The sequence below is a fragment of the Aquitalea palustris genome (genome assembly GCF_003693445.1).
Lineage (GTDB): Bacteria > Pseudomonadota > Gammaproteobacteria > Burkholderiales > Chromobacteriaceae > Aquitalea > Aquitalea palustris.
In genome coordinates, this window is sequence record NZ_RFAR01000021.1 from 1 (window position 1) to 25552 (window position 25552).

A 25552-nucleotide genomic window follows, 5' to 3' on the forward strand; every position below is an offset into this window, starting at 1 on the left:
GCCAAAAGAAAGTACCCAAAGAAAAGGCGACCCGCAGCACGTCGAAACCCCGCCCCAGCCGTACCACTCTGGGCGCGGTCGGAACTTGCGGCGCGCTAGCGTCGCGCCGCTTCGGACAGCCGACCGCTTAACACCCTGAGCGGCACGACTGTATCGGCTCGCGCTGACGGGAGCGGTCATTGTCCGCAAAGGTTCTAAGAAAGCTCAGCTTAAAAATATCTCTCTGAAACTTCTTACTTGAAAGACTCTAAATATCGTGCAACCCGTGGAAGATAGCAAAATAACCGAAATAGAGGAATTCAATTCACTACCACTAAAAGACAGAATTGACATCAAGGCAAAAAAAATACAAATAATATTTCAGTCGCTATTAATTATAGGGATAACACTAACCACAATCGGCACTTGGCTGCTGATGAAATTTGGAATGGCAACAGGAATTCCAATCAACATAACCGGCGAATCTTCTGGAGTATTAGGAACAATCGCCCTTTTAGGCGCAGGACTTCTAGGTGCTGGCATCTTAGTACCACATCAGATGCTATCAGACAAAGAAGTAAGATCTTTTATTTCCCAAGAAAAAAATAAATTATTTATTATTTGGTATCACATACTACCTTCCACGATTATTCTTGGCGCCACAATTCATGCCCTAGCCAGCAATGCAGAGAATTTCTTCATAACCCAACTCTCTGTTTTTGCTGCAACAACAGCACTTGCACTTATTCATTTCTATCTCAGCGGGGATGAAAAAAATAAAAACGCAAGCACGGCCCTATTTTTGGCGACGGTATTAAACTTTGCATCATTTTATTTTGTAATAACCAACGCACTCGCAATTAGAAGTATTTACGATTTAAAAATAAATAATGATACTGACTGGATAATTTTTATTTGTTGCATCCAGGCTGCCATGTCACTAATGGCAGTCATTGTATTCTACGATGCCAGGAGAAATACGAACGGGGTGATGAGCATCTCTTTGTTTACGTTTATTTGCGTGGTATGCCTTGCTCTTATACTGCAAGGTGAACGGCTCGGTGCGGTTTCGCTCATCGCAAATGGCAACGGCGGTGGGATTGCCAAGAAATTTCAAATTGATCCAATTTTATTCAAAGACAAAAACTACTTAAAAAATATCTCAGCAATCGAAGAAAACAATACTGTGGTATTGTGCTATTGGTACGCAAATAGTGACGCATGGTACGTTTCAATTCCAGAATCAAAGTCTGTGAAAGTATGCTCACTTGACGAAAATTTAAAACATCAAAACGGAATTATTCGCATACCTAAAAAATATATGGATATGCAATAGCAAATAATAAGCTTTCGAGTTAATTGCCAGACAATTCCTCTTTGCTCACCCCTCGCGCAGACGCGGCAGGAAAAACCATCCTCGGGAGCAGGCTTCTAGTGTCTGGTCTGAATCAGGTCTGAAAATGCTATTGATACTGTTTTTATTTTTCAGCACTGCCAATTTTATGTTTCACAAAAGGCTGTGCTATTTGATTGGTGAAGAGTTCCATATATTCGCAACCCCCAATAAAGTCATTTCTTCAAAGCTGCATATTGCCTTTTTTTCGGTTACTTGAAGTATAAAGATGCTGAACTCACCCGATGGGCTATCATCCTGCAAGTAATGATAGCGATCTTTATTGCCATTATTCTGAAAAATCAACTTTCCTCTGCTGGAAAGTAATTCGCACTTACCATCACCTTTGGTCGACCCTGGCAAGTAGTCAGCCATTCCAGATCGAGCATGCCAACAGATGGCCTTTGGAAGTGAGGCGGATTTTTGGCCATGCAAAGGTCCCTTCCCCACCGCCGTACGGAAGCGGCAATGCAAATTATCGTTCGCGTAAGCAGATATTTACGAGCATAGGCAATGCCGGCCAGCAGAGCGTTGGGCTGCTGCGTAAGCCTTGGCGCGTACAGCTGGCGACGGGCCTGCGGATGGCTGCTAAGAAAAAGCCAGCAGATCAGCGAAATTCCGCTTCAGTGCTGGCATTTAGAGGTTCTGGCGGGGAGTCTGCCGAATCATGGCTTGGCAGCCACTCCCGGTAATGAATGCGACGGCTTGAGTTTTAAAGGCAGCGTCAAAAATACCGCCACATTGATGATGCTGCTCCATTTCCACACCGGGCAGCCCCTCCCTATATCGGGATCATCATGCAGCCCTCGCACCTGGTGTAGGGTTTCCGGTGCCATGCGCTTATCTGTCAGCGAGACGCCAGCGCCACTTATTGCTCATGCATCCAGTCATAAAATGCCTGATCCAGCAAGAAAGTCTCATTGCCTTGCCGCAAAATCCACATCGGGCCACCACAGGGCCCAATACACCGGCCGGCGACAATGTAATCACCAGGGGGAAGGCGCAGGATTGACTCGAAGCTCGGCAAGTGCAGCACAGTGTGGGGGAGTAGTTATTTTGTCACCGGTATTTGATGGGTGATATCGGGGCGAAAGCCAATAAGCACGAGGTTATCAGCTTGATGAGGCCATCCAGAAGGTCTTGCAAAATAATGAGCAGGAATGATTGAAGACTGACTGCATTTGCAGTGCTTTTGACACCAGACTGATCAATTTCTGCTGCGGAATGCGCAATCGAATAGGCATCATCGTTGGCGGCAGAATGCATGACGGGTGAAGGATGGAGATAGCGCGGGCCGGATTGATGAGAAAAGTCGAGTGCATCATTCAATAGCCGCTTGAGGCGCTCGACATCCGTATTTCCGGCATGGTTGGGTGGGGCCTAGCAATTGGACAGGCCCTTAGACTAGTTCCAGCCTGTCCTTTTGGAAACTGTCGAAAAGTAGAGTCAGGCCACCAGCGCGTCCAGCGCCTGGGTCATGGTGTCGTAACTCCCACCCCTGGCTACATAGTCATACAGAAACGCCACCACCATCCCGCGACGGTCTGAATGCAGCACCAGGCCGCGCTCCTGCAGCATCCGGTCCAGCACCGACTCCACCAACTGCAGCTTACCCAGGTCTAGCGTCGTGGGAATGCCCTCTGCAGCAGCAGGCACGCGGCAGGCTGCCGGCTCTGCCAGATATTGCTCGGGCAGACGATACACGCGGCGCTCCCCACCCCTTCCGGTCACCACTTCGTGATACCACTGCTCACGCTCGGCGCGGGCAATGATTGCCGGCTTCGACGTCGGCATGCCGGGAAGGCGCAGTGCTGCAATTTCACTGGCTGATAACAAATCCTGCACCTAACACTTACCTCACTTAACCGTTAAGCCTCGCCTGACACTTAAACTGTCAAAGAGCTAACAATTTGCCAATAAAGGCAACGGTTTTGCTGAATATTGGCGCAGCAGGCATAAAGTACAGAAACGGTAAGTGTTAATCACTTAACACATTGACCGTTAATTTCTTAACACTTAACGTGTTCACACCTAATCACCGCAAAGGATTAAGGCATGAACACATCTGCTGCCGTCAAAAAAACCGCACCGGACTGGCACCGTGCGGACATCGTAGCGGCCCTGCACAAACAGGGCTGGTCCTTGCGCAAGCTTTCTCGGGAAATCGGCCTGAGTTCGGGCGCACTCAACAATGCCCTGGATCGTCCCTGGCCCAAGGCTGAGCGCATCATCGCTGCCACCATCGGCCAGCCACCGGAGGTGATCTGGCCCAGCCGCTACGAGAAGCGCCATTCTAAACCGGTTTTGCCTCCCCTGGTTTCCGCCATGGTACTGGCTGACAGCGCCAGCACCTTTGTCTGAATGAATCGTATGCAAGCACCACGCATTGCGCCAGCAGCACGATTCTCAACCTGGAGGAACACCTGGTGAGAAAACCCAATTGGAAAAGCCGCTACGCCAGCAATTTGGAAGAAGCCATCGAACTATGCGCCGATCACGCAGCTGACAAGCTGCGCCGGCCGGCAAAGGTGATGGCGGATCTGATGGGCGTCGAACTCAAAACCTACTACCGCTGGCTGGCCGAAACATCCATGCCACTTAACCGGTTGCGCCAGTTCGAAGCATTCAGTGGCGCCAGCTTCATCAGCGACTATCTCTGCTTGGCCCATGGCGACAAGGTAGTCATCCGCATTGCTAGTGGCAAAAAGGCTGACCACACCGACCTGGCCGATATCCACGCCAGCTTTGCGGATGCCATGTCATTACTTGTACGTTTCTACCAGCATGGCGAATCGCTGGACGAAACGGTGGCCGCCCTCACCTGCACACTGTCCAAACTCGCTTATCAGCGCGAAAACATCAGTAAGAGCGGAGTGCCGGAACTAGCCCTGTTCGGTGGTGACGCATGAATAGCACGCGCTACAGCGCCACCGACCTGCTGGCTCTCAAACTAGCGGTATTGCCCGGCAGCAAGGTTGCCCTGCTCGCCCGTGCCGACAAGGAACTCTGGCCCTATCAGGAAGTCAGCGGCCGGGGTGGCAAGCGCCGGGTTTACACCCCGCCCGCCTATGTGGTGGAGGCCATGCAGCAGGCCCAGGTCAACAGCCTGCTCACACAGCAAGTTGCCCCAGCGCTCACTCCCGCGCCAGCAGCAACAAGCCAAGCAGAAACTACAGCGCAATCCCTCTGCGCCGATGCCCGTCTTGGCGTATTGCAGGTGCTGCAATCGCTGATGCAGCGCACCGGCTACCCCATGAAAAAAGCCGCCGCCCTGCTGCTGGACATGGCGCGGCTTGGTACGGCCAGCGAACAGCTGCAAGCCATGCTGAAACTGGCCCGTAACGAGCGGGGCCGGCCCAGCGCGGATGGGCTACCCAGCGTGCGCAGCCTGCTGCGGCTGGCTGAATACCAGCAACAAGGCCGGCTGGCTCCGGCGCAGCGCCAGCCGCAACTGACCGTGCCGCCGTGGGCAGCCAGCTTCATGCGCCATTACCAGCGCCCGGAAAAACCCACGCTGGAACACGCCTACCGCCAGTTTGCTGTGCAATGGCAAGCCGAACAGGGCCAGGCTGACTTGCCCAGCGTGTGGCAGGTACGGCGCTTTGTCAGCAAGGTGGGCGAAATCAGCCGCCACAGCGGCCGCATGGGCGAACGCGAACTCAAAACCCTCAAGCCCTTTATCCGCCGCAGCTTTGCCGACCTATTGCCGGGCGACATCTATAGCGCCGATGGCCACACCTTCGACGCCGAAGTGCAGCACCCGCTGCACGGCCGCCCCTTCCGACCGGAAATCACCACGCTGGTGGATATCGCCACCCGCAAGGCTGTTGGCTGGTCGGTGGGGCTGGCTGAAAGCGCGCTGGTGGTGCTGGACGCGCTGCGCGATGCCTGCCTTAAGCACGGCATTCCGGCGGTGTTTTATGTCGACAACGGTAGCGGCTACAAAAACCAGATGATGCTGGATAGCGCCACTGGCTTCATGGCGCGCCTCGGCATCGAGATGATCAACAGCCTGCCCTACAACTCGCAGGCACGCGGGGTGATCGAGCGGCTGCACCACAGCATCTGGGTCAAGGCCGCCAAAACCCTGCCCGGCTATGTCGGCCGCGACATGGACAAGCAGGCCCGGCAAAGCAGCTTCAAGATCACCCGCCAGGCCATCCGCCAGTCTGGCACCAGCGGCAGCGCCGCCGCCATGCCACTGCTGGGCTGGGGCGACTTTGTGCAGTTTTGCGAGCAACAGGTGGCCGACTACAACGCCCGCCCGCATCGCAGCCTGCCACGCATCACCGACCCGGCCACGGGCCGCCGTCGCCACATGAGCCCGGATGAACAATGGGCCATCCATGTCGCCCAGGGCTTTGTGCCGCACAGCATAAGCGACGATGAAGCGCGCCCGCTGTTCCGCCCGCAATTGTTGCGCACCGTGCGCCGCTGCGAAATCGAACTGTTAGGCCAGCGTTACTTTGCCCGCGCCCTGGAAGAACACCACGGCGAGCAGCTGCATGTCGGCTACGACATCCACGACCCCAGCCGCGTGTGGGTGTACGACGCCGCCGGCCACTTTCTGTGCCATGCCGAGCTGGACGGCAACCAGCGCGACTACTTGCCGCGCAGCCTGCTGCAACAAGCCCGCGACAAGCGCGCCCAGGGCCGCGAACGCCGCCTGCAAAACCAGCTGCAGGAAGTGCGCGCCGAACGGTACGGCCAGCCCGCCCTCACCCTGCAGGCCGACGAGGTGCTGCCCGGCCTGCGCGGCCAGGACATCGCCGGGGCGTTCGAACGCTTGCACAGCAGCCCGGCCAGCACGCCAACCGCAAAGGCGGACGAGTTTGCCGTGCCCGCCGACCCACAACAACGCCTACAGCTGCACCGCCAGCTGACTGCCAGCGCCACCCCGCTCAGCCCGCAGCAGCAACGCTGGCTGGTCAGTTATGCCAAGAGCCACGAATACAAGGTCTTGCACCAGAAAACCGCCTGAGGACAGCACCATGCACCCTACCCACACCGGCCGCATCGCCCCCATTGCCAACCTCGACCTGGTCGCGGTGGTGATGGAAAAACTGGTCAACCGCCAGGACAGCCTGCCCGGCCTGGCCGTCTACTACGGCCCCTCCGGCTGGGGCAAAACCACCGCCACCGTGGCGGTGGCCAACCGTAGCCGCGCCTATTACGTGCAACTGCGCAGCGCCTGGAGCCGCAAGACCCTGCTGGAAAAAATCCTGTTTGAAATGGGCATCAAGCCCGGCGGCACCATGCCCGCCCTGCTCGACCAGATCTGCGAACAACTGGCTGCCAGCCGCCGCCCGCTCATCCTGGACGAGTTTGATTACTGCGCCGACAAGCACGGCATGATCGAACTGGTGCGCGACATCTACGAAGGCAGCCAGTCCAGCCTGCTGCTGGTGGGCGAAGAACAGCTGCCGCACAAGCTCAAGCGCTTCGAACGCTTCCATGGCCGCGTGCTGTCCTGGCTGCCGGCCGCTGCGGTCACGCTGGCCGATAGCCGCCAGCTGGCCGCCATCTACTGCCCGGACATCCCGCTGGCCGACGATCTGCTGCAGCACCTGGTCACCCTCAGCCATGGCAGCGTGCGCCGTGTGTCGGTGAATCTGGTCAATGTCTACGACACCGCCCTGGTGGAAGGGCTGGACAGTGTGGACCTGGCCGCCTGGGGCCAGCGGCCGCTGTACACCGGCGAAGCCCCGCGCCGCCATGGCAGCGCCGCGTAAGGAGCCCGCCATGAAAACCCCGCTCCCTAACCGCCTGCCCGCCCAGCTGGAACAACGCGGCGGCAAAAGCAAACGCCAGCGCATCTGGGAAATCATCCGCGCCCGGCAACAAGACCTCAGCGCCGCCGAGCTTGCCCGCGCCAGCGGCGTGGACAGCGCCACCATCGTCAGCTACCTGCGCGCACTGGAAAAAGGCGGCTACCTGCACGCCCACAGCCCGGCCAGCGGCAATGGCAACGGCAAGCGCTATCGGCTGATGCGTGACAACGGCGTGGAAGCCCCGCGCCTGAACAAAAGCGGCCAGCCGGTCAGCCAGGGCAGTGGCAACGAAACCCTGTGGCGCACCATGCGCATTCTCGGCCAGTTCAACAGTCGCGAACTGATCCAGCATGCCGCCAGCGCCGGCATCCACATTGCCGACGACAGCGCCAACACCTATCTGCGCATCCTGTACCGCGCCGGTTATTTGCAACTGGTGGAAGCCTCGCGCCCGCTGGGCATCGGCAAGGGCAAAACCCTCAACCGCTACCGCCTGCTGCCCGGCAAATACAGCGGCCCGCGCCCGCCGATGATCCAGCGCAGCAAATGCGTATACGACCCCAACCTGGCCAGGGTGGTCTGGCAAGAGGACATCCGCCATGACGACGACTGAGCCGCGCTGGCTGGCTCTGCTGCGCCGCGCCGCCGCAGCCAGCAGCATTGGCCAGCTGGCCAAACGCCTGGGCTATAGCCGCACCACCCTCAGCCTGGTGCTGGCCGGCAAATATCCCGGCAACACCCGCCATGTGGCGCGCAAGGCGCTGGCGCTGCTGGACAGCCTGCACTGCCCCTGGCTGCAACAGGACATCCGCCAGGAAGACTGCCGCGCCGTGGCGCTGGCCCGTGCCCCCACCCATCACCCCAGCAAGCTGGCCCACTGGCGCGCCTGCCAGCACTGCCCGCACCGACCCGAAGGAGAAAGCCATGATCCAAACCATGCTGCCTGACCCCACCCTGCCTCCCCATGCCCAGGACAACGCCAGCATGCTGCTGGCCGCGCTGCGCATTGCCCAGGCAGTGCGCCAGCTCACCGAGCGCGGCTTGTCGGTGGTGAGCGCCAACCTGCAGCACACCGAACGCCCCACTATCCGTATCCGCACCAGCCCGCGCTGCCAACGGCTGATCGCCAGCGGCGACGCCGTCTATTACAGCTTTGGCCACGACACCTATTTCGGCCACTACCGCCAGGGGCAGTTCCAGCTGGAAGGCTGCCGCATTGTCTGGACCGAGTTCGGCCACTAAGCCACCAGGAGACCACCATGAGCGACACCAACATCCCGCAAGACTACCGCCAGCTGCGCCGCCAGAAAGGGCTGAACCAGCAACAGTTCTGGAGCCGGGTATTCGTCACCCAGTCCGGCGGCAGCCGCTACGAAAACGAACGCAGCGTGCCCGCCCCGGTGGCCGAGCTGGTGCGCTTGCGCCACCAGTTGGGCATCGATACCAGCAAGATCACCCCGGCCAATGCCGACCTGGTACGCAGCCTGCTGGCTGGCGACATCGACAGCGCCATGCTGGAAGCCACCGCCCAGCGCTGCCGGCTGGTCATGACAGCACTGGGCAACGGAGCCAGCGAACTGCTCACCCTCAGCGGCCACATCTCCCAGGTACTGGGCAACAGCAAGGAGGCGCAGCCATGAGCACCCCGCAAGGTTACAAACAGGACGCCCGTGGCCGGCTGGTGCCGCTGGAGCACATCAAGCCCATCGACCAGGCACGCGACGAACTGGTCAACGACATCGTCAGCCGCGCCCGTCTGCTCAACCGCAGCCTGGCCGAATTCAAAACCGCCGTATTCGGTGACATCAATGCCTTTGTCGAGCTGTCCGGCGAACGCTATGGCGCCAAGCTGGGCGGTTGCAAGGGCAATGTCTCGCTGCTGAGCTTTGACGGCCGCTACAAGCTGCTGCGCGCCATTCAGGACACGCTGGCATTCGACGAAGGGCTGCAAGCCGCCAAAAGCCTGATCGACGAATGCCTGCATGAGTGGACCGAAGGCGCCCGCAGCGAAATCCGCGCCATCGTCGGCGACGCCTTTAATGTGGACAAGGCCGGCAACATCAGCACCGGCCGAATTCTCGGCCTGCGTCGGCTCGATATCCAGGACGAGAAATGGCAGCGCGCCATGCAGGCGCTGTCCGACTCGGTGCGGGTGCAATGCTCCAAGAGCTACATCCGCATTTATGAGCGCATTGGCGACAGCGACCAGTACCAGGCGCTGCCGCTGGACATCGCCAGTGTTTGAACGCGACCGGAGACCGGCCACGTCACATTGCAGCAACCCACGACCACCAAGGAGCACCCCATGAACAAGCAACAACTCATCAGCACCCTGGCCGACAAGGCCGGCCTCGCCAAAGTGGACGCCCTGCGCCTGGTCGATGCGCTGGAACAGACCATCCGCGAACAAGCACAGCAAGGCAATGAAGTCGCCTTCGCCAGCATCGGCCGCTTCAAGGTACGCACCAGCGCCGCCCGCACCGGCCGCAACCCCAAAACCGGCGAAAGCCTGGCCATCCCGGCCAGGCGCAAGGTGGTGTTCCTGCCGGGCAAGGCCTTGAAGGATAGCCTCAACTAAAACCCGACATCGAGCCGACCGTTAACCCGGCCGGCTCCGTAACAGGTTTTAACGCATCAAGAAGAAACAAAGGGGAAGCAGATGAAAGACACGCGCCAGGCCCTGATCGCCAAACTGCACATCGCCCGCCAGCAACTGGCCATGCACGATGCCGACTACCGCAGCCTGCTGGCACGCATCGTCCCCGGCTGCAGCAGCAGTACCCAGCTGGACCAGCCGCAGCTAGTACAGGTGCTGGCAGAAATGCAGCGCCTGGGCTTTGTCGCCAGACCCGGCCCCCGCCATGGCAAACGGCCACAGCCCAGCGCAGGCCGTCAGGCGCTGATGGGCAAGATAGCGGCGCTGCTGGCCGAAGCCCGCCGCCCCTGGCGCTACGCCGACGCCATGGCCAGGCGCATGTATGCAATAGACAAGGTGGATTGGCTGGACACGCAGCAGCTGCACAAGCTGGTCGCCGCGCTGATGATCGACGCACGCCGCGCCGGGAGGAAAACCGAATGAAAGCGGAACACGCCAAGCAGCTGGAACAGCTACAGCACCTGCTACCGGAAATGGCGCAACTCATCGCCAGCCTGATCGGCCTGCCCAGGGCGCTCAAGCTGATCGAAGCCTGGGGCGGCACCACTTTTCCCGTCAGTAAAAACCAGCGCCGCCAGGGACAAATCCGCTACGAAGCCCTGGCCGAGGTGGTGGGCGTGGACGCCGCCAACATCCTTACCCGCCACTTTGGTGGCGAGGTACTGGCCATCCCGCGCTGCGCCGCCGCCCTGCGCGCCATGCGCAACCAGCAAATCCGCGACAGCTTCGACACCCTCACCCGCCACCACCCCGCCAGCCACGCCGTGCACCAGCTGGCGCGGCAGTACCAGATTACCGAACGGCACGTGTGGAGTATTTTGAAAAAAGATGAGCAATCGCAAGCTACTGGGCAAGGGGATTTGTTTTAAGGCTGGTGCCTGTCTGGCTAGTTCTGGCACTTTTTGCTGATGCTGACCAAGAATGACATCAGGTGGGGAAGATTTAGAGTATGGCCAATATGACGAGCCAGCCAGAACTCGCACAGTCGGCTAAAGTCCCTCTGCGGACCTTAGTCGCCGAGGGTAGCCAAGGCTACTTACTGAGCAGAGCAGAAGCTCAGAGTATTTACTGAACAAGAACTTCTCGGCCGACACTGTTCTTTACATGTTAAAGCAGCTACAAAAGCATCTAGAAAACAAAGGGCGATTCAATCGATAAAGTTTTTAACCTTAAAGAGAAAATAGTGGTGGATTTATTTTTTAATAAATCCACCACTATTTTTTATACTAAACCGAAGAAGTCAAATTACCCGCTGCTTATTCGCGTAACCAAACGAGTAAACAACCTCACCAACCTCCATCCATTCTTGATCAATGTTAGAGTCCACCATTTTCAGCGTCAAATCTGCTCGTTTCAACGAAAGAAAATCCTTGACCCAATCGAGAATATCTTCCACAACGGGCGGACTAACATACCCATCACATCCCCCAGAGCAATTGCATTCAGATACAACAGGCATTTTTACGAAAAACTTCAAGACGGCACCACCTTTTGACTGGATCCATTTTTTGCACGTCCCATTCTTAATATCCACATAACTATATTCAACGGGGTGAGCGGAAAGTATATTCCTTAATATTTTGATATTTTCAAGCCACTTATCTCGATCGGGAGAAATTGGCCGTTCAAGAACCGCCCCTTCAATTAAACCAAGAGGAAGAATATTTTCTAACTCTCTTGCATCCGTAGATTTAAACAAGAACACTGCATCATTTTGTGATTGTATTTTATTACATTCCTTTACAGCGTCAGATCCTTGATGACCTGGCGTTAATTTGTCGCTATCCAAAATAAGCAATATCGGTCTTGATTTTTCTCTTATTTTCTCTTGCGCAACCCCTGGGCCATTTCCACATCCGCCAGTCATATCCTTCGAAACCCTTAATGAATTCTGGTCAAACCCCTTTAAAATCGCATAGTGCCTTGCCGCCTCGGCATAAATATTAGCATCTCTCATGTGTTCCCCTATCAAATTCGAAGGGTAAGAAAGCCAATCAAGTGCTGCACTAAGTGACATTTTCCAAACATGCTTACCAGAAACCGTTACCCGCTTTATTTTTTCTGGCTTATCTATATGAGAAATCTCCACAAAATATTTTAATTGACTCTTAATAGAAAAACCATCACTTGCTTGAGTTTTTATTTGATCTAAAATAACAGGGGTTGTAGTCCAAAGTTTTTCTGGAACGCTTTCTAGCACATCATTAATGGCACTTCTAGCCATCAAAATAAAGTGACTACGCGCTGCGTGCAACTGAATAATTTGATTAAAAAGTGACAAAGCATCATTATCTGCTACGCAGATCTCAGACGCCAAACTGTTTTCAAGAAAGACGAGCATGGCAGACCTTAAACAGACAAGAACCCGTAAGGCCAATTTATCAACTGACCCTCTTCATCGTAACCTGTGGTTCTAATAACTGTTGAACCGCCAGACTCTTGCTCAAACAATAAAATCTGAACATCCTCATGAGACAAAGTCTGCCGCTCGATCAAATCACCAATCTCATTTACCATTGATTGACTATGAGTTTCAATTACGAATTTAATACTTTCATTTCGCGCCTTTTCTACTACCGTAGCAATCAATCTAGCCAACTTTCTTTGCATCGCTGGATGCAGATGCAATTCTGGCTGTTCCCAAACCAAAATTTTTTCAACTGCCCCTTTCGAACTGGTGCTTGATCTACCATTATCAAACGCCAACCATGCCTGTACCGCTAGGGGTAAGGCCTGGGAAAAACCAAACCCGATATCAGCAATATTGTCTATTCTTCCAGTTGATGTATCTTCTATCTTGATTGAGACATGACCTTCCGCATCATGGGTTGCAACCTTAATACCCAACGTATCATTTAGCCAATCATTTAATCTATTAAGACTACCTCTATCCAAGGATTTTATAAAAAAAGCAACATTTGACCCAGTTGCATCAATATTCTCTACAGATAACTCTTGTTTCCTATAATATCTCTCAGCGGTCGCCCTGATTGGGCGAATGTAATTAACAGCTTCAAAATATTTCTTGATATCCGAATCCATATCAGCCAACAGTAACTCACTCGCAGCCATAACAACAGCCCTAGCAAACGAGGATGCCAATATTTTATCTTCCAACACTTCGCTAATAAATTTCTTCCACGTCGCATATGCATACGGAAGATTAGACGCCAGTTTAATTATCGCATCTTCACTACCCATCACTCTTAATTTTGCAGCAATTTCATGCACACGCTCATCAGAAAGTCGACCATGCAACCTGTTTCTAAGAAACCAAAATAAATTCATGTACAAAGGCGAATATGCAGGAATGAGTCTATTATCAACCTTAGTTTCTATTAGAAAGTCATACAAAGGCATCAAAAAACTTTGCACCGGGACGATTGTATAATATTTTGGATATGGTAAATTATCTGGACCACAAGAAACTTTATTTAAAACACCATCATCAGAAAAATGATACTCAACCCTATAACCATAAACATCTAATATTAAATTCTTATAAATAGTTCTTGTCTCATTAGTTCCAACATCAATTGAAACCTTCACGCGCGAAGGCCCAAACATTCTTACAAAAGCCTTGGAAGCAACTGATCTTTTGTAATTTTGTGCAAATCCACCATGCAGCATTTCAAATTCAAAACTAATGATTTTATTATCAGAATACCTAGAAATAACATCGCCAAACGAGCCAAAATCAACCAAATTTCCATTCCAAAGAATTGGCGATGTTTTATTTACCAAAGAGCCTTGCGAAAAGAGTGGCCATATCCTTAAAAAGGAACTCTTTCCAATACTGTTCTTTCCAATCATTAAATTGATTGGTTTTAATGAGACAATTCCCGTATCCAAAAAACCTCTGAAGTTTCTTACTCTCAATGAGTTAAGCTTCACGCACGTATCCTTTGCAAAATTTAATATCAATGCAACTTAACCACACGATTCTAGTGGCATGTGCACAAAGTATGACTTCAAAAATCCCCCGAAGAGGTGGCACCCAGACGCATGCCTATTGATTAACCAGATAAAGTTTTATCTCTGCCAAGCTTGCGACAAAAGTACAAAAAATTCATTAGCATATAAATATGATGTAATACAAAATTATTATGCCAAAGCTTTAGAATATAGACATGAATGATTTTATTGATGTAATAGATGCTCCTTCCTGCATCAGCACCGCGGTGCCATCCTGAGAGGGCTATCGCCTCACGGTTCTAGGGGCATCACTATGGACTGTAGGATAATTAGCTTGGATTTACCCAAGAATGTGTCTCAACTCTAGATGAACATATTCTATAAAAGGCCTTCCTTAATGAGTGCTTCCGAAGCAAAGGTCGCTGTTCGTCATCAAAGAATAAGAATGACCGCTTAGAACCATGAATAAATGCTAACAGCTGTGGCCAAGTTATACGCGTAGGCTATCCGGTAGTTAACCGATCGAAGCAACCCCTCAAATTGCTGGTCTGCAGAAATAACGACCGAGAGGAACTGGCTAACTGCAGCCATATTACCACATCGTCATGGTCAACCAGATTGGCAGGAAACAGCTCCCCCACCCTAGCCTGTTCTTCAGCCCAAAGAGAAAGCACCAACGATGCCCTGCTGTCAGTTTGTCAGCATGTATTGACTCGCCCCCACTGAACCCTTTCACAGCGCCCCGCCCGGGGCGCTTTTCTATTCTGGTGGCCATTACTCACTGTTGATGGACGCCAGCACCATGGCCAGCCGCCTTCTTACCGACCTTCACCCCGACTTGCAGCCATTGGCGCATGCCTTCGTGCGCCAGTGCGCGGATGCCGGGGTGGAGGTGTTGATTTACTGCACCTGGCGTTCCGGGGCCGAGCAGGATGCCTTGTACGCCCAGGGCCGCAGCAAGCCGGGCCCCAAGGTGACCAATGCCCGCTCCGGGCAGTCCGCCCACAACCACACCATCCAGGGCAAGGCCGCGTCGCGCGCTTTTGACGCTGTGCCCATGCTGGGCGGCAAGCCGCAATGGTCGGCCAGCCACCCGCACTGGCAGGTGATGGGCCGCATTGGCGAGGCGCTGGGGCTGAACTGGTATGGCAACCCCAGGGCGAAGTTTCGCGAGTTCCGCATTTTGAATTGGCCAGGGGGTGGCAGTAATGGGCTTGCTCGATCTGATCCGCAACCCGGTCAGTGGCCGGCTGTCCACCAGCGATAGCACGCTGGTGGGGGCCTTCGTGGTCAGCTCGCTGGTGCTGCTGTGGATTACCGTGCAGGGCAAGCTGGATGAGTGGCTGTATGTCGGTTATCTGGCGGCCTGGGTGGCGCAGAACCAGGCCTCCAAGCGGGCGGCGATTGCCCGCGATGCCTTGCAGCAGGAGGAGCGGCCATGACGCTGCCCTTTGCTAATCGTCGCTGGGTGTGGCTGCTGGGTGCTACTACCCTGGCTGCCGGGCTGTTCACTGCAGGTTACCGCTGGGCCGAGCGTGGTTATCTGGTCGACATCGCCCAACAACAAGCCACCCACGCCGAGCAACAGCGCCTGCAGGCAGAAGCCCAGGCCGAGGCGCTGGCCAGCGCGCTGCGTGAGCAGCAACAACTGCAGGAACAGGCCTACCAGGTGGGCGTGGCACTGTTGCAGGCCCGTGCCGATCTGGCCCGCAGCCAGGCACAACTCAGCCGGAGGATTACCCATGTCGTACAGCAGGATGGCGAGCGTTTTACTGGCCTTGGCCCTGACAGCTTGCGCCTCTACCGCGCCGCGCTCGGTTACACCAGTGACGATGAATATTTGCCCGCAGCCGACGCCAGAGCTGCGGTTCAAGCCGATCAAACCACCGCCTCCGCAGGCGGATTACCACCCATAGCCCTGCTTTACCACGCGGCCGACTATGGCCAGTGGTGCCAGCAGCTGGAACAGCAACTGGATGGCTGGCGGGCGCTGTTTCCTGGCCCGTCCAGTCTGCAACAAGGAGAAGCCCATGCCAGACCATGAAGAACTGCAACGTGCGCTGGGGCGCATGGAAGGCAAGATGGACCTGATGCTGGCACGGCAGAACATCCACAACGACCGTATCGACAAAATGGACGGCCGCCTGCGTGATGTGGAAATCCGCGCCTCCAAGAACGGGGCCATCAGCGGTGCCATTGCCGCCATCGGCACCGCCATTGCGGCTGAAATGATCAAGCGTGGAATCCTGTAGTGGCACACGGGCAGGACACCCGCGACAAGCTGCGCCGCCTTTATGTGCTGGAGCGCATCAGCCTGGAAATTGCCGCCCTGCAATGCGCCATCTCGCAGTCCACCGCCAGCCGCTGGAAGCGCGAGGCACTGGACAAGGGCGACGACTGGGACAAGCTGCGCGCCGCCCACCTGCTGGCCGGCGATGGCATCGAGGCGGTAGCCCGCGCCGCGCTGGCCGGCTTCATGACCCAGTACCAGGCCACCATGGACGCGCTGAACGCCAACCCGGACTTTCCACCGGAAAAGAAGGTGCAGATTCTGGCCAGCCTGGCGGATTCATTTAATAAAACCGTGGCCGCCAGCAAGCGCGTGCTGCCGGAAACCAGCCAGCTGGCCACCGCGATGGAGGTGGTGCAGAAACTGGCCGGATTTATCCGGGAGCGTTACCCCAAACACGCTCAGGCCTTTGTCGAGGTGCTGGAGCCGTTTGGGGAGGAGTTGGCGCGGGTGTATGGCTAGAAAATGCTGTTAAACACAGATACCACGGCTTCCGGGTTATCACAGGCTTTTTCAATCAGCTTGTTGGTGAGTGTTTTTAACGCCTCTCCCGGTAGCTCTTTTAACTGATCCACGAAGCGTTTCTTCTCTGCTACGGGGAGCTGGGATTCCATGATTCTGGTTTCGAGAAGATCACGGATGGTATCGGCATGAAGCTTGACGGTAACCGTGCCGAGGATGGCGGAAAGTCCACCATCTTGTTCAAGAAAGTCTAATCCAGATGAAGAGATTTTAAATTGAGGTGGTGTTGTAGAGGGAAGTCCAATCTGATCATCGAGATGTGAATTCCACGCTTCAATCAAACGATGTCCATGAAGATATGCAACGTTTGCACGTAATACATCTATTTCAATGCCAGTAAAAATATCTGAATGGATAGTTGTGAGTTCGGGATAAATCTCACGCAATGAATTTAATACTTGGCGTTGTATTTCTCGATCAAGTTTCATTTAGCACCTCGCGGAAATGACATGAGCAAGCTTACCAAAAAATCCTTCCTGCAGGACCTTGCCCAGTTGGCCGCCGCCTACCGCAGCCAGCTGGAGTCCGAATGTGAAGGCTTCGACCCGGACCCGGCCGCCAGTCAGGCACGCCGGCTGCAGGCCATGGCCAGCTTCCGCTTTTTTGCCCTCACCTACTTTCCGCACTACACCCGGCGCGAGCCAGCGCGACTGCATGACTATCTGTTTACCCGCTTCCAGCAGATCATCGACAACCAGGCAGGCGACCACGACGCAGTGGCCGCACCGCGTGGCCATGCCAAGTCCACGCTGATTACCCAGATCGGCACGCTGTGGTGCGTCATCACCGGCCGCAAGCACTACCCCATCCTGGTAATGGACGCGCTGGACCAGGCATTGCCCATGCTGGAAGCGATCAAGGCCGAGCTGGAATTCAACCCGCGCCTGCTGCGCGATTTCCCCGAAGCCTGCGGCCAGGGCCGGGTGTGGCAGGTGGGTACCATCCTTACCCGCAACGACGCCAAGATCGAAGTGTTCGGCTCCGGCAAGCGCATTCGTGGCCGGCGGCATGGGCCGTGGCGGCCGGATCTGGTGATCGGTGACGATCTGGAAAACGACGACAATGTGCGCAGCCCGGAGCAGCGCGACAAGCTGCATGCCTGGCTCAACAAGAGCCTGCTGTCGCTGGGTGATGCCGACGACAGCCTGGACGTGTTCATCATCGGCACCATCCTGCATTACGACTCGGTGTTGGCGCGGCTGCTGGCCAACCCGCTGTGGCATGGGGCCAAGTTTCGCGCCGTGGAGCAATGGCCGGAACGCATGGACTTGTGGGACCACTGGACCGAGCTGCTGCTATCCCAGGGCGTGGACGCCGCCCTCGCCTACTACCAGGCACACCAGCCGGAGATGGATGCCGGGGTGCAGATCTGCTGGCCGGGCGGCACCAGCTTTTACCAGCTGATGGTGAAGCGCGCCCGCGATGGCAAGGCGGCATTCGACAGCGAACAGCAAAACGACCCACTATCCGGCGACGATGCGCCGTTTGCCGAGTGCATTCATTTCTGGGTCAACCGGCTGGCCGACTGGCTGTTTTACGGAGCCTGCGACCCCTCGCTGGGCCGCGCCGGTGCCAGCCGTGACCCGTCTGCCATCCTGGTGGGCGGCTACAACCGCCACAGCGGCGTGCTGGATGTGGTGGAAGCCAGCATCCGCAAGCGCCTGCCGGACCGCATCATTGAAGACGTCATCGCCTTCCAGCAGCAATACCGCTGCCTGCTGTGGCTAGTGGAGTCGGTGCAGTTTCAGGAATTCATGCGCACCGAGCTGGTAAAGCGCGCTGCCGCCCGTGGCATTCCGGTGCCGGCACGAGGTGTGACGCCGATTGCCGACAAGCTACTGCGCATTGAAACCCTGCAGCCACACATGGCCAATGGCCTGATCCGCCTGCACCCTTCGCAGCACACCCTGATCGAACAGCTGCGCCACTTTCCCAAGGCCGACCACGACGACGGCCCGGACGCGCTGCAGATGCTGTGGGCTGCAGCGATTGGCGGTTGCGGAGCCATCGCCTATACCCCGGTCCACCGCGACCAGGCCGCTGCCTTTGGCGGTGGTGCCTGGTAGGAGCCGCCATGACAAGACTACTAGACCAATACGGCCAGCCCATTCAACGCAAGGTACTGGGCGAGGCACAAACCGCCCGCATCGGCTGGGTGACACGGGCATTTGCCGAGCACCCCTCACGCGGCCTGACCCCGGCGCGGCTGCATCGCGTACTGGAAGAAGCCGAACAGGGCGTGCTCAGCGCCCAGGCCGATCTGTTTACCGATATGGAAGAAAAAGACGGCCACATCTTTGCCGAGATGAGCAAGCGCAAGCGCGTGCTGCTGACGCTGGATTGGTCTGTCGAAGCGCCGCCACAGGCCAGTGCCGCCGAGAAGACGCTGGCCGGCCGCCTGCAGGAGTGGCTGGAAAACATGCCAGAGCTGGACGATGTGCTGCTGGACTGTCTGGACGGCATCGGCCACGGCTTTGCCGCGCTGGAAATTCAGTGGCAGCAATTGGGGCGGGAGTGGCTGCCGGAGCGGCTGAGCCATCGGCCACAGCGCTGGTTCCAGACCCTGCCGACCGATGGCAATGCGCTGCGCCTGCGCGATGGCACCATGGAAGGTGCGGAACTATGGCCCTTCGGCTGGGTGCTGCACCAGCACCGCGCCAAGTCTGGCTATCTCACCCGCGCCGGACTGCATCGCATCCTGTGCTGGCCTTATCTGTTCAAGAACTACGCGGTGCGCGATCTGGCCGAGTTTCTGGAAATCTATGGCCTGCCGCTGCGGGTGGGCAAATACCCCAGCGGGGCCACCGATGCCGAAAAAGCCACGCTGCTGCAGGCGGTGGCCGGCATTGGCCACAACGCCGCCGGCATCATCCCGGAAGGCATGCTGATCGAGTTCCAGGAAGCGGCCAAGGGCAGCCATGACCCCTTCCAGGCGATGATGGACTGGTGTGAGCGTACCCAGAGCAAAGCCATTCTGGGCGGCACGCTCACCAGCCAGGCCGATGGCAAAACCAGCACCAATGCGCTGGGCCAGATCCACAACGAAGTGCGCCACGACCTCACCGTCAGCGATGCGCGCCAGCTGGAAGGCACGCTCACCCGCGATCTGCTCTACCCGCTGGCCGTACTCAACGCCGGCCAGATCGACCCGCGCCGCCTGCCGCGCCTGGTATTCGACACCCGCGCCGTGGAAGACATGGCCAGCTATGCCGACAGCCTGCCCAAGCTGGTGGGACTGGGCCTGAAAGTGCCGGTCAGCTGGGTGCGCGACAAACTGGCCATCCCGGCCCCTGCCGAGGATGAAGAAGTGCTCAGCACCCCACGGCCAGAGCTGGCCTTGCCACCGGCACTGCGGCCACAGCCCAAGGCCGACAAGGCCGCGCTGCATTACCGTGCGGTGCTGCGCAATAGTGAGGGCGAACTGGTCTACCCGGACCAGCAGGCCATCGACGACATCAGCTTGCCGCAGCTGGACAGCGCCGTGCAGCAGCTGCTGGCCCCGTTGATTTCCCGCATCCAGTCCGGTGAGCACCCGGACAGCGTGCTGGCCAGCCTGGCCACGGCCTGGCCGGAGCTGGACGACAGCCAGCTGCAACAGCTGCTGGCCCAGGCCATCTTTGTGGCCGATGTGTGGGGCCGCCTGCATGGCGACAGCTGACTTAGGCTTTGCCATCGACCTGCCTCCCGAGCAGGCCATCCGCTATTTCGAAGCCAAGGGCTACACCATCGGTTTTAACTGGCAGGAGGTGTGGGGCGAAGCCCACGCCCGCGCCTTTACCGTGGCCGGTGTTACCAAGCTCGACATCCTGGCCGACATCAAGCAGGCACTGGGCGAGGCGTTAAGCAAGGGCGAAACCCTGGCTGACTTCCAGCACCGCCTGCAGCCCTTGCTGGAGGCCAAAGGCTGGTGGGGCAAGGGCCGCATCGTCGACCAGGACAGCGGCGAGATCATCGGCAAGCGGCTGAACCCGCGCCGGCTGGATACCATCTTCCGCACCAATCTGCAGTCGGCCTATATGGCTGGGCGCTACCAGGCACAGCTGGACAATGCCGAGGCGCGGCCATGGTGGGAATACGTAGCGGTAATGGACAACCGCACCCGCCCCATGCACCGCCAGCTGCATGGCCGTGTATTCCGTTTTGACGACCCGTTCTGGCGCAGCTTCTACCCACCCAATGGCTGGCGTTGCCGCTGCCGGGTCCGCACCCGCAGCAGTGCCGACCTGAGCCGCCTGGGCCTGCAGGCCGATGACAGCAGCGGCCAGCTCGACACCGTAGACCAGCCCATCGACCGCCAGGGCAACACCCGCCCAGCCCCAGCCTGGACCAACCCGTGCACCGGCCAGCGCTTCATGGCCGATGCCGGTTTTGGCTGGAACCCCGGCCGCGCAGCCTGGCAAGCGGAGCTGGACAATTACCCTGCCGATATCGCCCGCCACTATGTGCAAGGCAGCCTCAGCGGGCCGGACTTCGCCCGCAGCTATACCCGGCTGGAACAAGCCGTCAGTCAGCAGCTAAACGATGGGCAGGACAGCACGGCATTACGCCGGGCAATGGGCAGCGGCCAACGCTGGCCGGTGGGCGTGCTGCAGCCGGCCGACATGGCCAGGCTGGGCACAGACAGCCAGACGGTATGGCTATCCGACGACACGCTGATCAAACAGCTGGCCCACCGTCAGGGACAAGCGGTGGCACTGGAAGATTACTGGCGGGTGCAACAGGTGCTGGAGCAGCCGGAGCTGGTGCTAGCCGAAAAGGATCTGCATTTGAAGTTTGTACGACAACACGGCCGCTGGTGGGCTGCGGTGGTCAAGGTAACAAGGGACGGCAAGGAAAACTGGCTGCAAACCTTCCACCCGATGAACGACCGGGAAGTGGCCCGGCTCAGGCGCAGCAGCAAACTGGTATGGGAGAAGTAAGCCCGGGAGGGACTCCCTGTCCCCTCACGCGATCCGTCTTGCAACGTCCTACGGCCGGGAGATTCACCGTGTTTCCGGGCTTGCCAGGATTATAAGCCATGATCACCATCAAAGTAGACCATCAGGCGATTACTGCCGCCCTGGACAGCTTGCAGCAGGCGGCAGTCAACACCACCCCCTTGATGCGCAATATCGCCGCCATCATGGCCGATGCCGTGGAAGAAAACTTTGCCCAGGAAGGCCGTCCGGCCTGGCTGGGGCTAAAGCCTTCATCCTGGCTGGCCCGCGCCGGGGCGCTGACCAAGCGCGGCCAGGTATCGGCCGCCCGGTTTGAGCGCAAGGTACGCGGCGGGAAAATACTGCAGGACAGCGGCCGCCTGGCCAGCAGCATTACCCAGGCCAGCGACGCCAGCAGCGCCCAGGTCGGCAGCAATCTGAAATATGCCGCCATCCACCAATTCGGCGGCCAGACCAGCCCCCACACCATCCGCCCGCGTAACAAGAAAGCCCTGGCCTGGGCCACCGGCCGCCACCCGGTTAAACAGGTCAATCACCCCGGCAGCAATATCCCGGCCCGGCCCTTCCTGCAGCTAACGGCCTGGGATGAGGGGGAGATAGAACGGGCGGTGGAGGACTACCTGCGCGGGGAGGTAGAGGACTGAAGATGACAAGGCAGAGGCTACTAGGCGATTCCAACTCTCAGAATCCACCACCATAAGGGCTGATCGAGTTCTGATAAATCTAACGGGTACCTAAACACCATTAGCAAGATGAACTATGCAGTTCAATCTGTGCATAGGTCACAGGGAACGTCCAAAGTGCAATTCACATTTGCCGCGCAACATATACAATTTATGACATAATACTTTATCAAAATATTCAATAAAGATATTGACATGGCACATGTAATTTGTTTTTTCAATCACAAAGGTGGTGTCAGCAAGACCACAACCGCATTCAACTTAGGCTGGATGCTTGCACGGATGGGCAAGAAAGTTCTTTTAGCCGACTTTGATCCGCAATGCAACCTGACAGGCATGTCAATGGGCTACGAAGGTATAGATGATCTTGAGAGCACATATGAATGCAATCCACCCAATAACATAAGAGATGCATTGGCACCTGCATTTGAATCAAAACCTCAAATGATTCAAGGGGCTGAGTGTGTTCAATTGAAAGGCAATGACAATCTTTTCCTTTTGCGCGGTCATATTGGACTTGCAGAATACGAAACAACTCTAGGCATTGCTCAAGAATTAAGTGGCTCAGTATTAGCATTACGTAACTTACCCGGCTCCCTACGCTACCTACTGGACAAAACTGCTGAAAAATATGAGGCCGAATACGTACTGGTGGACATGAGTCCTAGCCTTGGTCCTATCAATCAGAACTTATTAATGACATCGGACTACTTTTTAGTACCGTTGCATCCTGATTATTTCTCTTCGATGGCCCTTAGCTCACTTTCCAAATCCCTGCCCAGATGGGCAGCTTGGGCATCAACTGCCAGCCAAGTTGACGCATTAAAAAATGCGGATTATCCATTTCCGGAGCCAAAAACAAAATTCATTGGGGCAATTATCCAAAAATACAGACCCAGAAATGGCAATGCTAGTGCAGCTTTTCAACATTGGATAGATCGACTTACCAATGGACTAGAACATGAACTCATCCCCAGCTTAGTTCACTCAGGCTTGGTTAATATTTCAGACTTCACAACGAAAATTGGATCAAGTGCTTGGAATCCAATTCTTGAAGTTGCTGATTTCAATGGACTCATTGCCAAGTCTCAAGAGCACCAAGTACCTGTTTATGAACTAACAGCTGAAATGCTTGCACAGCAAGGTGCCGTACTAGAGCAATCAGAAGCGAACATGGCTCGATTTAACCACGCATTCTCAGAATGCGCAGATAAAATCATCCGTCTTACCGCATGAAGCCCATCGATCATTTTAATATGGTATGGAATCGGTGTGATCTACTATCTGTACTGCATCAATTTGTCTCATCAAAATTGACAGCAGCAGTAGATCCAGATGAAATTCTACGCGCCGAGTGGGTAGCAAGAGTCAGTGCTTTAGATTTGTACATCCACGAGAAAATTGCGCAAGGAATGCTAGATATTTTCTCAGGAATTAAGCCTGAAACAGCAGCATACTCCAAATTCCAGCTTCCAAATCATGTGATAAGTAAAATCCGAACTGCCGCCTCACCACAAGTATGCTGCACCGCATTTGATCTGGAAATTCGAGAAAAACTCAGCACCCTTACATTTCAAGATCCAGATAAAATTGCTGATGGCGTCAGATTAATATCGAACATTGAGCTTTGGAATTCAGTAGCCATACATCTCGGGGCTACACAAGCAAACAAATCAGAAAAGGCAAAAGAGATAAAGAGAAGTTTATCCATCATTGTTTCTCGAAGAAACAAAATCGCTCACGAAGGTGATTTACAGCCTAACTTCCCGAGAGAACCGTGGCCAATTTCTTCAACAGATATAGACTATGTAAATAGAACCATTTTGAATATAGTTCAATCAATCGAGTCTGTAACTACCTAGACCAACCCACTGAACCCCTTCACACAGTCCTACCCCCACCCTGCCCCGCACACTGCGGGGCATGGCACATCTTGCACCCCGCATCGCCGCACTGACGGTTGACCTTACCCCCGGACAGACAGCCCTCAAGCTGCTGCCGGCGGGGACCTTCCGTGCCCGCGATGGTCGCCCCACCGAATGCCCTTACTGGCGGATGGATGCCGCGCTGGCTGCGGCACTGGTGATTGCAGCGGCCCAGCGGCAGACGCGCTTTGTCATTGATTACGAGCACCAGACGCTTTACAGCCAGGCCAATGGCCAACCTGCGCCGGCTGCCGGCTGGTTCGGCACGCTGGAATGGCGCGAGGACGGCTTGTACGCCACCGATGTGCAATGGACGGCCCGCGCCGCCGCCATGATAGACACGCTGGAATACCGCTATCTGTCGCCGGTATTCGCTTACGACAAGGCGGGCAATGTCATCGCCCTGCTTCATGTCGCCCTCACCAACAACCCCGCGCTGGACGAACTGCCGGAGCTGCAACTGGCGGCCCTATCACGTCTGGCCGGCTCGCTTTTCCCCACTCCCGCTACGGAGACCTCCATGGATATCACCGAACTGCTGGCGCAGCTGCGCTGGCTGCTAAGCCTGCCGGCCGAGGCCGACCAGGCAGCGGCGCAGGCGGCCTTGTCGGCGCTGATTGGCCAATTGTCAGACGGCAAAGGCCAGGCTGCCGCCAGCGTGGACCTGCGCCAGTTGCTGGCCAGCCAGCAGACGCAGCTTGCCGCGCTCAGCGCCAATCAGGCTGATCCGGCGCGCTTTGTGCCGATTGACACCATGCGCGCCCTGCAACAGCAGGTGGCCACGCTCAGCGCCCAGCTGCAAAGCGGCACGCAAGAGCAGCTGATTAGTGCTGCGCTGGCCGATGGCCGGCTGTTGCCGGCGCAGGAAGCCTGGGCGCGTGAGCTGGCTGGCAGCAATCTGGCTGCGCTCACCAGCTACCTGGCCACCGCGCCACGCATTGCCGCGCTGTCCGGCACCCAGACCGGCGGCCAGCCGCCAGCTGTCACCACGCCCACCACTCCGGATGCCGACACGCTGGCCATTTGCCAGCAGTTCGGCCTTGATCCGGCCGCACTGAAGGACTAAGCCCATGGCCCAGACCAGCAAGGACCGCAACACCCCGATGATGGATGGCAAGTTGCTACGGCTGCCAATGGCAGCGGGCGTCACCATCCCGGCCGGCACCATCGTCATGGTTTCCAACGGTGATGGCATGGCCTATGGCGTGGCCAACTCCAGCATGGTGGCGGTAGGCCGGGCGGAGGAAAGCAAGCAAAACAGCGGCGCTGCCGGCAGCGAGTTTGTGTTGGTGCGCCGTGGCAAGGCTTTCAAGTGGGACAACAGCCCTAACGACCCCATCACCGCCACCGCCCTGTGCCGCCCCTGCTATGTGCAGGACAACCAGACGGTGCGCCTGGGGAGTTTGAACGGCCAGTTGCCGCTGGCCGGCACCATCATCCAGATCGACCCGGACGGCGTCTGGGTACAGATGTAAGGAGCA

The 25552-nt window shown here is 56.5% G+C and carries 32 protein-coding genes; 26 read left to right on the top strand and 6 right to left on the bottom strand.

The annotated features are described in order from the left end of the window. The first annotated feature begins 256 nt into the window (after window positions 1–256). Window positions 257–1315, top strand: coding sequence for a hypothetical protein (locus EAY64_RS05925; protein ID WP_158604618.1), 1059 nt, complete (start codon window positions 257–259; stop codon window positions 1313–1315). Between the two features lie 722 nt (window positions 1316–2037). Here the strand turns inward: EAY64_RS05925 and EAY64_RS20355 are convergent. The 3 genes from EAY64_RS20355 to EAY64_RS05935 all read right to left on the bottom strand — a co-directional run bounded on the left by EAY64_RS20355 (window position 2038) and on the right by EAY64_RS05935 (window position 3166). Next, window positions 2038–2208 (bottom strand): hypothetical protein, encoded by a 171-nt coding sequence (locus EAY64_RS20355; RefSeq protein ID WP_158604619.1) that lies wholly within the window; start codon window positions 2206–2208, stop codon window positions 2038–2040. 223 nt (window positions 2209–2431) lie between these two features. Then, complete coding sequence (locus EAY64_RS05930; RefSeq protein WP_147456187.1) at window positions 2432–2701, bottom strand: hypothetical protein; 270 nt, start codon at window positions 2699–2701, stop codon at window positions 2432–2434. A gap of 117 nt (window positions 2702–2818) precedes the next feature. Beyond that, window positions 2819–3166, bottom strand: coding sequence for a hypothetical protein (locus EAY64_RS05935; protein ID WP_103523868.1), 348 nt, complete (start codon window positions 3164–3166; stop codon window positions 2819–2821). Window positions 3167–3427: 261 nt separating this feature from the next. Between EAY64_RS05935 and EAY64_RS05940 the strand changes: the two genes are divergently transcribed. From EAY64_RS05940 to EAY64_RS05995, 12 genes are all read left to right on the top strand, one after another. Continuing rightward, window positions 3428–3733: a helix-turn-helix domain-containing protein gene (locus EAY64_RS05940; RefSeq protein ID WP_103523869.1), complete on the top strand. Its 306-nt coding sequence runs from the start codon at window positions 3428–3430 to the stop codon at window positions 3731–3733. A 65-nt stretch (window positions 3734–3798) separates the two neighbouring features. Then, window positions 3799–4281 carry a hypothetical protein gene (locus EAY64_RS05945; protein WP_103523870.1) on the top strand — a complete coding sequence of 161 codons (483 nt, stop codon included), beginning with the start codon at window positions 3799–3801 and terminating at the stop codon, window positions 4279–4281. Next, window positions 4278–6353: a Mu transposase C-terminal domain-containing protein gene (locus EAY64_RS05950; protein WP_103523871.1), complete on the top strand. Its 2076-nt coding sequence runs from the start codon at window positions 4278–4280 to the stop codon at window positions 6351–6353. Before EAY64_RS05945 ends, EAY64_RS05950 begins: the two co-directional genes overlap by 4 nt. Window positions 6354–6363: 10 nt before the next feature. Continuing rightward, window positions 6364–7104, top strand: coding sequence for an AAA family ATPase (locus tag EAY64_RS05955; RefSeq protein WP_103523872.1), 741 nt, complete (start codon window positions 6364–6366; stop codon window positions 7102–7104). A 10-nt stretch (window positions 7105–7114) separates the two neighbouring features. Beyond that, on the top strand, window positions 7115–7756 hold the full coding sequence (locus EAY64_RS05960; RefSeq protein WP_103523873.1) for a helix-turn-helix domain-containing protein: 642 nt from the start codon (window positions 7115–7117) through the stop codon (window positions 7754–7756). After that, window positions 7743–8090, top strand: coding sequence for a hypothetical protein (locus EAY64_RS05965; protein ID WP_103523874.1), 348 nt, complete (start codon window positions 7743–7745; stop codon window positions 8088–8090). The genes EAY64_RS05960 and EAY64_RS05965 overlap by 14 nt, the downstream gene beginning before the upstream one ends. Continuing rightward, window positions 8068–8385 (top strand): HI_1482 family protein, encoded by a 318-nt coding sequence (locus tag EAY64_RS05970; RefSeq protein WP_226034145.1) that lies wholly within the window; start codon window positions 8068–8070, stop codon window positions 8383–8385. The genes EAY64_RS05965 and EAY64_RS05970 overlap by 23 nt, the downstream gene beginning before the upstream one ends. Window positions 8386–8402: 17 nt before the next feature. Continuing rightward, complete coding sequence (locus tag EAY64_RS20505; protein ID WP_181836551.1) at window positions 8403–8783, top strand: helix-turn-helix domain-containing protein; 381 nt, start codon at window positions 8403–8405, stop codon at window positions 8781–8783. Continuing rightward, entirely contained in the window at window positions 8780–9388 is a 609-nt protein-coding gene (locus EAY64_RS05980) for a DUF3164 family protein (protein ID WP_103523875.1), read from the top strand. Before EAY64_RS20505 ends, EAY64_RS05980 begins: the two co-directional genes overlap by 4 nt. 27 nt (window positions 9389–9415) lie before the next feature. Next, the gene (locus EAY64_RS05985; protein WP_226034146.1) at window positions 9416–9721 is read left to right on the top strand and encodes an HU family DNA-binding protein; all 306 of its coding nucleotides are present in this window, start codon (window positions 9416–9418) and stop codon (window positions 9719–9721) included. An 81-nt stretch (window positions 9722–9802) separates the two neighbouring features. After that, window positions 9803–10222, top strand: coding sequence for a gp16 family protein (locus tag EAY64_RS05990; RefSeq protein WP_103523877.1), 420 nt, complete (start codon window positions 9803–9805; stop codon window positions 10220–10222). Next, a complete protein-coding gene (locus EAY64_RS05995) occupies window positions 10219–10668 on the top strand; it encodes a Mor transcription activator family protein (RefSeq protein ID WP_103523878.1) in 450 nt (149 codons plus the stop codon). The genes EAY64_RS05990 and EAY64_RS05995 overlap by 4 nt, the downstream gene beginning before the upstream one ends. A 371-nt stretch (window positions 10669–11039) precedes the next feature. On the opposite strand, the gene EAY64_RS20250 is transcribed toward EAY64_RS05995, so the two are convergent. After that, window positions 11040–12140: a hypothetical protein gene (locus EAY64_RS20250; RefSeq protein ID WP_147456188.1), complete on the bottom strand. Its 1101-nt coding sequence runs from the start codon at window positions 12138–12140 to the stop codon at window positions 11040–11042. Window positions 12141–12148: 8 nt separating this feature from the next. Then, on the bottom strand, window positions 12149–13693 hold the full coding sequence (locus EAY64_RS06005) for an AAA family ATPase (RefSeq protein WP_158604620.1): 1545 nt from the start codon (window positions 13691–13693) through the stop codon (window positions 12149–12151). Window positions 13694–14516: 823 nt separating this feature from the next. On the opposite strand from EAY64_RS06005, the gene EAY64_RS06010 reads away from it, so the two are divergent. From EAY64_RS06010 to EAY64_RS06030, 5 genes are read left to right on the top strand one after another with little or no spacing between them, the layout of a single operon-like run. Further along, window positions 14517–14981 carry a M15 family metallopeptidase gene (locus EAY64_RS06010; RefSeq protein ID WP_226034147.1) on the top strand — a complete coding sequence of 155 codons (465 nt, stop codon included), beginning with the start codon at window positions 14517–14519 and terminating at the stop codon, window positions 14979–14981. After that, window positions 14929–15156 (top strand): DUF2644 domain-containing protein, encoded by a 228-nt coding sequence (locus EAY64_RS06015; RefSeq protein WP_233566470.1) that lies wholly within the window; start codon window positions 14929–14931, stop codon window positions 15154–15156. The genes EAY64_RS06010 and EAY64_RS06015 overlap by 53 nt, the downstream gene beginning before the upstream one ends. Next, window positions 15153–15758 (top strand): hypothetical protein, encoded by a 606-nt coding sequence (locus tag EAY64_RS06020; RefSeq protein WP_103523882.1) that lies wholly within the window; start codon window positions 15153–15155, stop codon window positions 15756–15758. Before EAY64_RS06015 ends, EAY64_RS06020 begins: the two co-directional genes overlap by 4 nt. After that, window positions 15745–15966: a hypothetical protein gene (locus EAY64_RS06025; protein ID WP_103523883.1), complete on the top strand. Its 222-nt coding sequence runs from the start codon at window positions 15745–15747 to the stop codon at window positions 15964–15966. Before EAY64_RS06020 ends, EAY64_RS06025 begins: the two co-directional genes overlap by 14 nt. Next, entirely contained in the window at window positions 15966–16466 is a 501-nt protein-coding gene (locus tag EAY64_RS06030) for a DUF1804 family protein (protein WP_103523884.1), read from the top strand. Before EAY64_RS06025 ends, EAY64_RS06030 begins: the two co-directional genes overlap by 1 nt. Here the strand turns inward: EAY64_RS06030 and EAY64_RS06035 are convergent. After that, entirely contained in the window at window positions 16463–16954 is a 492-nt protein-coding gene (locus tag EAY64_RS06035) for a hypothetical protein (RefSeq protein WP_147456189.1), read from the bottom strand. The genes EAY64_RS06030 and EAY64_RS06035 overlap by 4 nt on opposite strands. A gap of 21 nt (window positions 16955–16975) precedes the next feature. Between EAY64_RS06035 and terL the strand changes: the two genes are divergently transcribed. The 8 genes from terL to EAY64_RS06070 all read left to right on the top strand — a co-directional run bounded on the left by terL (window position 16976) and on the right by EAY64_RS06070 (window position 25546). After that, a complete protein-coding gene (gene terL / locus EAY64_RS06040; protein ID WP_103523886.1) occupies window positions 16976–18592 on the top strand; it encodes a phage terminase large subunit in 1617 nt (538 codons plus the stop codon). A gap of 8 nt (window positions 18593–18600) precedes the next feature. After that, complete coding sequence (locus EAY64_RS06045) at window positions 18601–20184, top strand: DUF935 domain-containing protein (RefSeq protein ID WP_103523887.1); 1584 nt, start codon at window positions 18601–18603, stop codon at window positions 20182–20184. Continuing rightward, window positions 20171–21445, top strand: coding sequence for a phage head morphogenesis protein (locus tag EAY64_RS06050; RefSeq protein WP_103523956.1), 1275 nt, complete (start codon window positions 20171–20173; stop codon window positions 21443–21445). Before EAY64_RS06045 ends, EAY64_RS06050 begins: the two co-directional genes overlap by 14 nt. A 98-nt stretch (window positions 21446–21543) precedes the next feature. Continuing rightward, window positions 21544–22107 (top strand): phage virion morphogenesis protein, encoded by a 564-nt coding sequence (locus EAY64_RS06055; protein ID WP_103523888.1) that lies wholly within the window; start codon window positions 21544–21546, stop codon window positions 22105–22107. Between the two features lie 234 nt (window positions 22108–22341). Further along, on the top strand, window positions 22342–23382 hold the full coding sequence (locus EAY64_RS06060) for a ParA family protein (RefSeq protein WP_103523889.1): 1041 nt from the start codon (window positions 22342–22344) through the stop codon (window positions 23380–23382). After that, a complete protein-coding gene (locus EAY64_RS20255; RefSeq protein ID WP_147456190.1) occupies window positions 23379–24008 on the top strand; it encodes a hypothetical protein in 630 nt (209 codons plus the stop codon). The genes EAY64_RS06060 and EAY64_RS20255 overlap by 4 nt, the downstream gene beginning before the upstream one ends. Before the next feature lie 61 nt (window positions 24009–24069). Next, the gene (locus EAY64_RS06065) at window positions 24070–25137 is read left to right on the top strand and encodes a phage protease (protein WP_103523890.1); all 1068 of its coding nucleotides are present in this window, start codon (window positions 24070–24072) and stop codon (window positions 25135–25137) included. Window positions 25138–25141: 4 nt separating this feature from the next. Further along, complete coding sequence (locus EAY64_RS06070) at window positions 25142–25546, top strand: hypothetical protein (RefSeq protein WP_103523891.1); 405 nt, start codon at window positions 25142–25144, stop codon at window positions 25544–25546. Window positions 25547–25552: the final 6 nt, after the last annotated feature.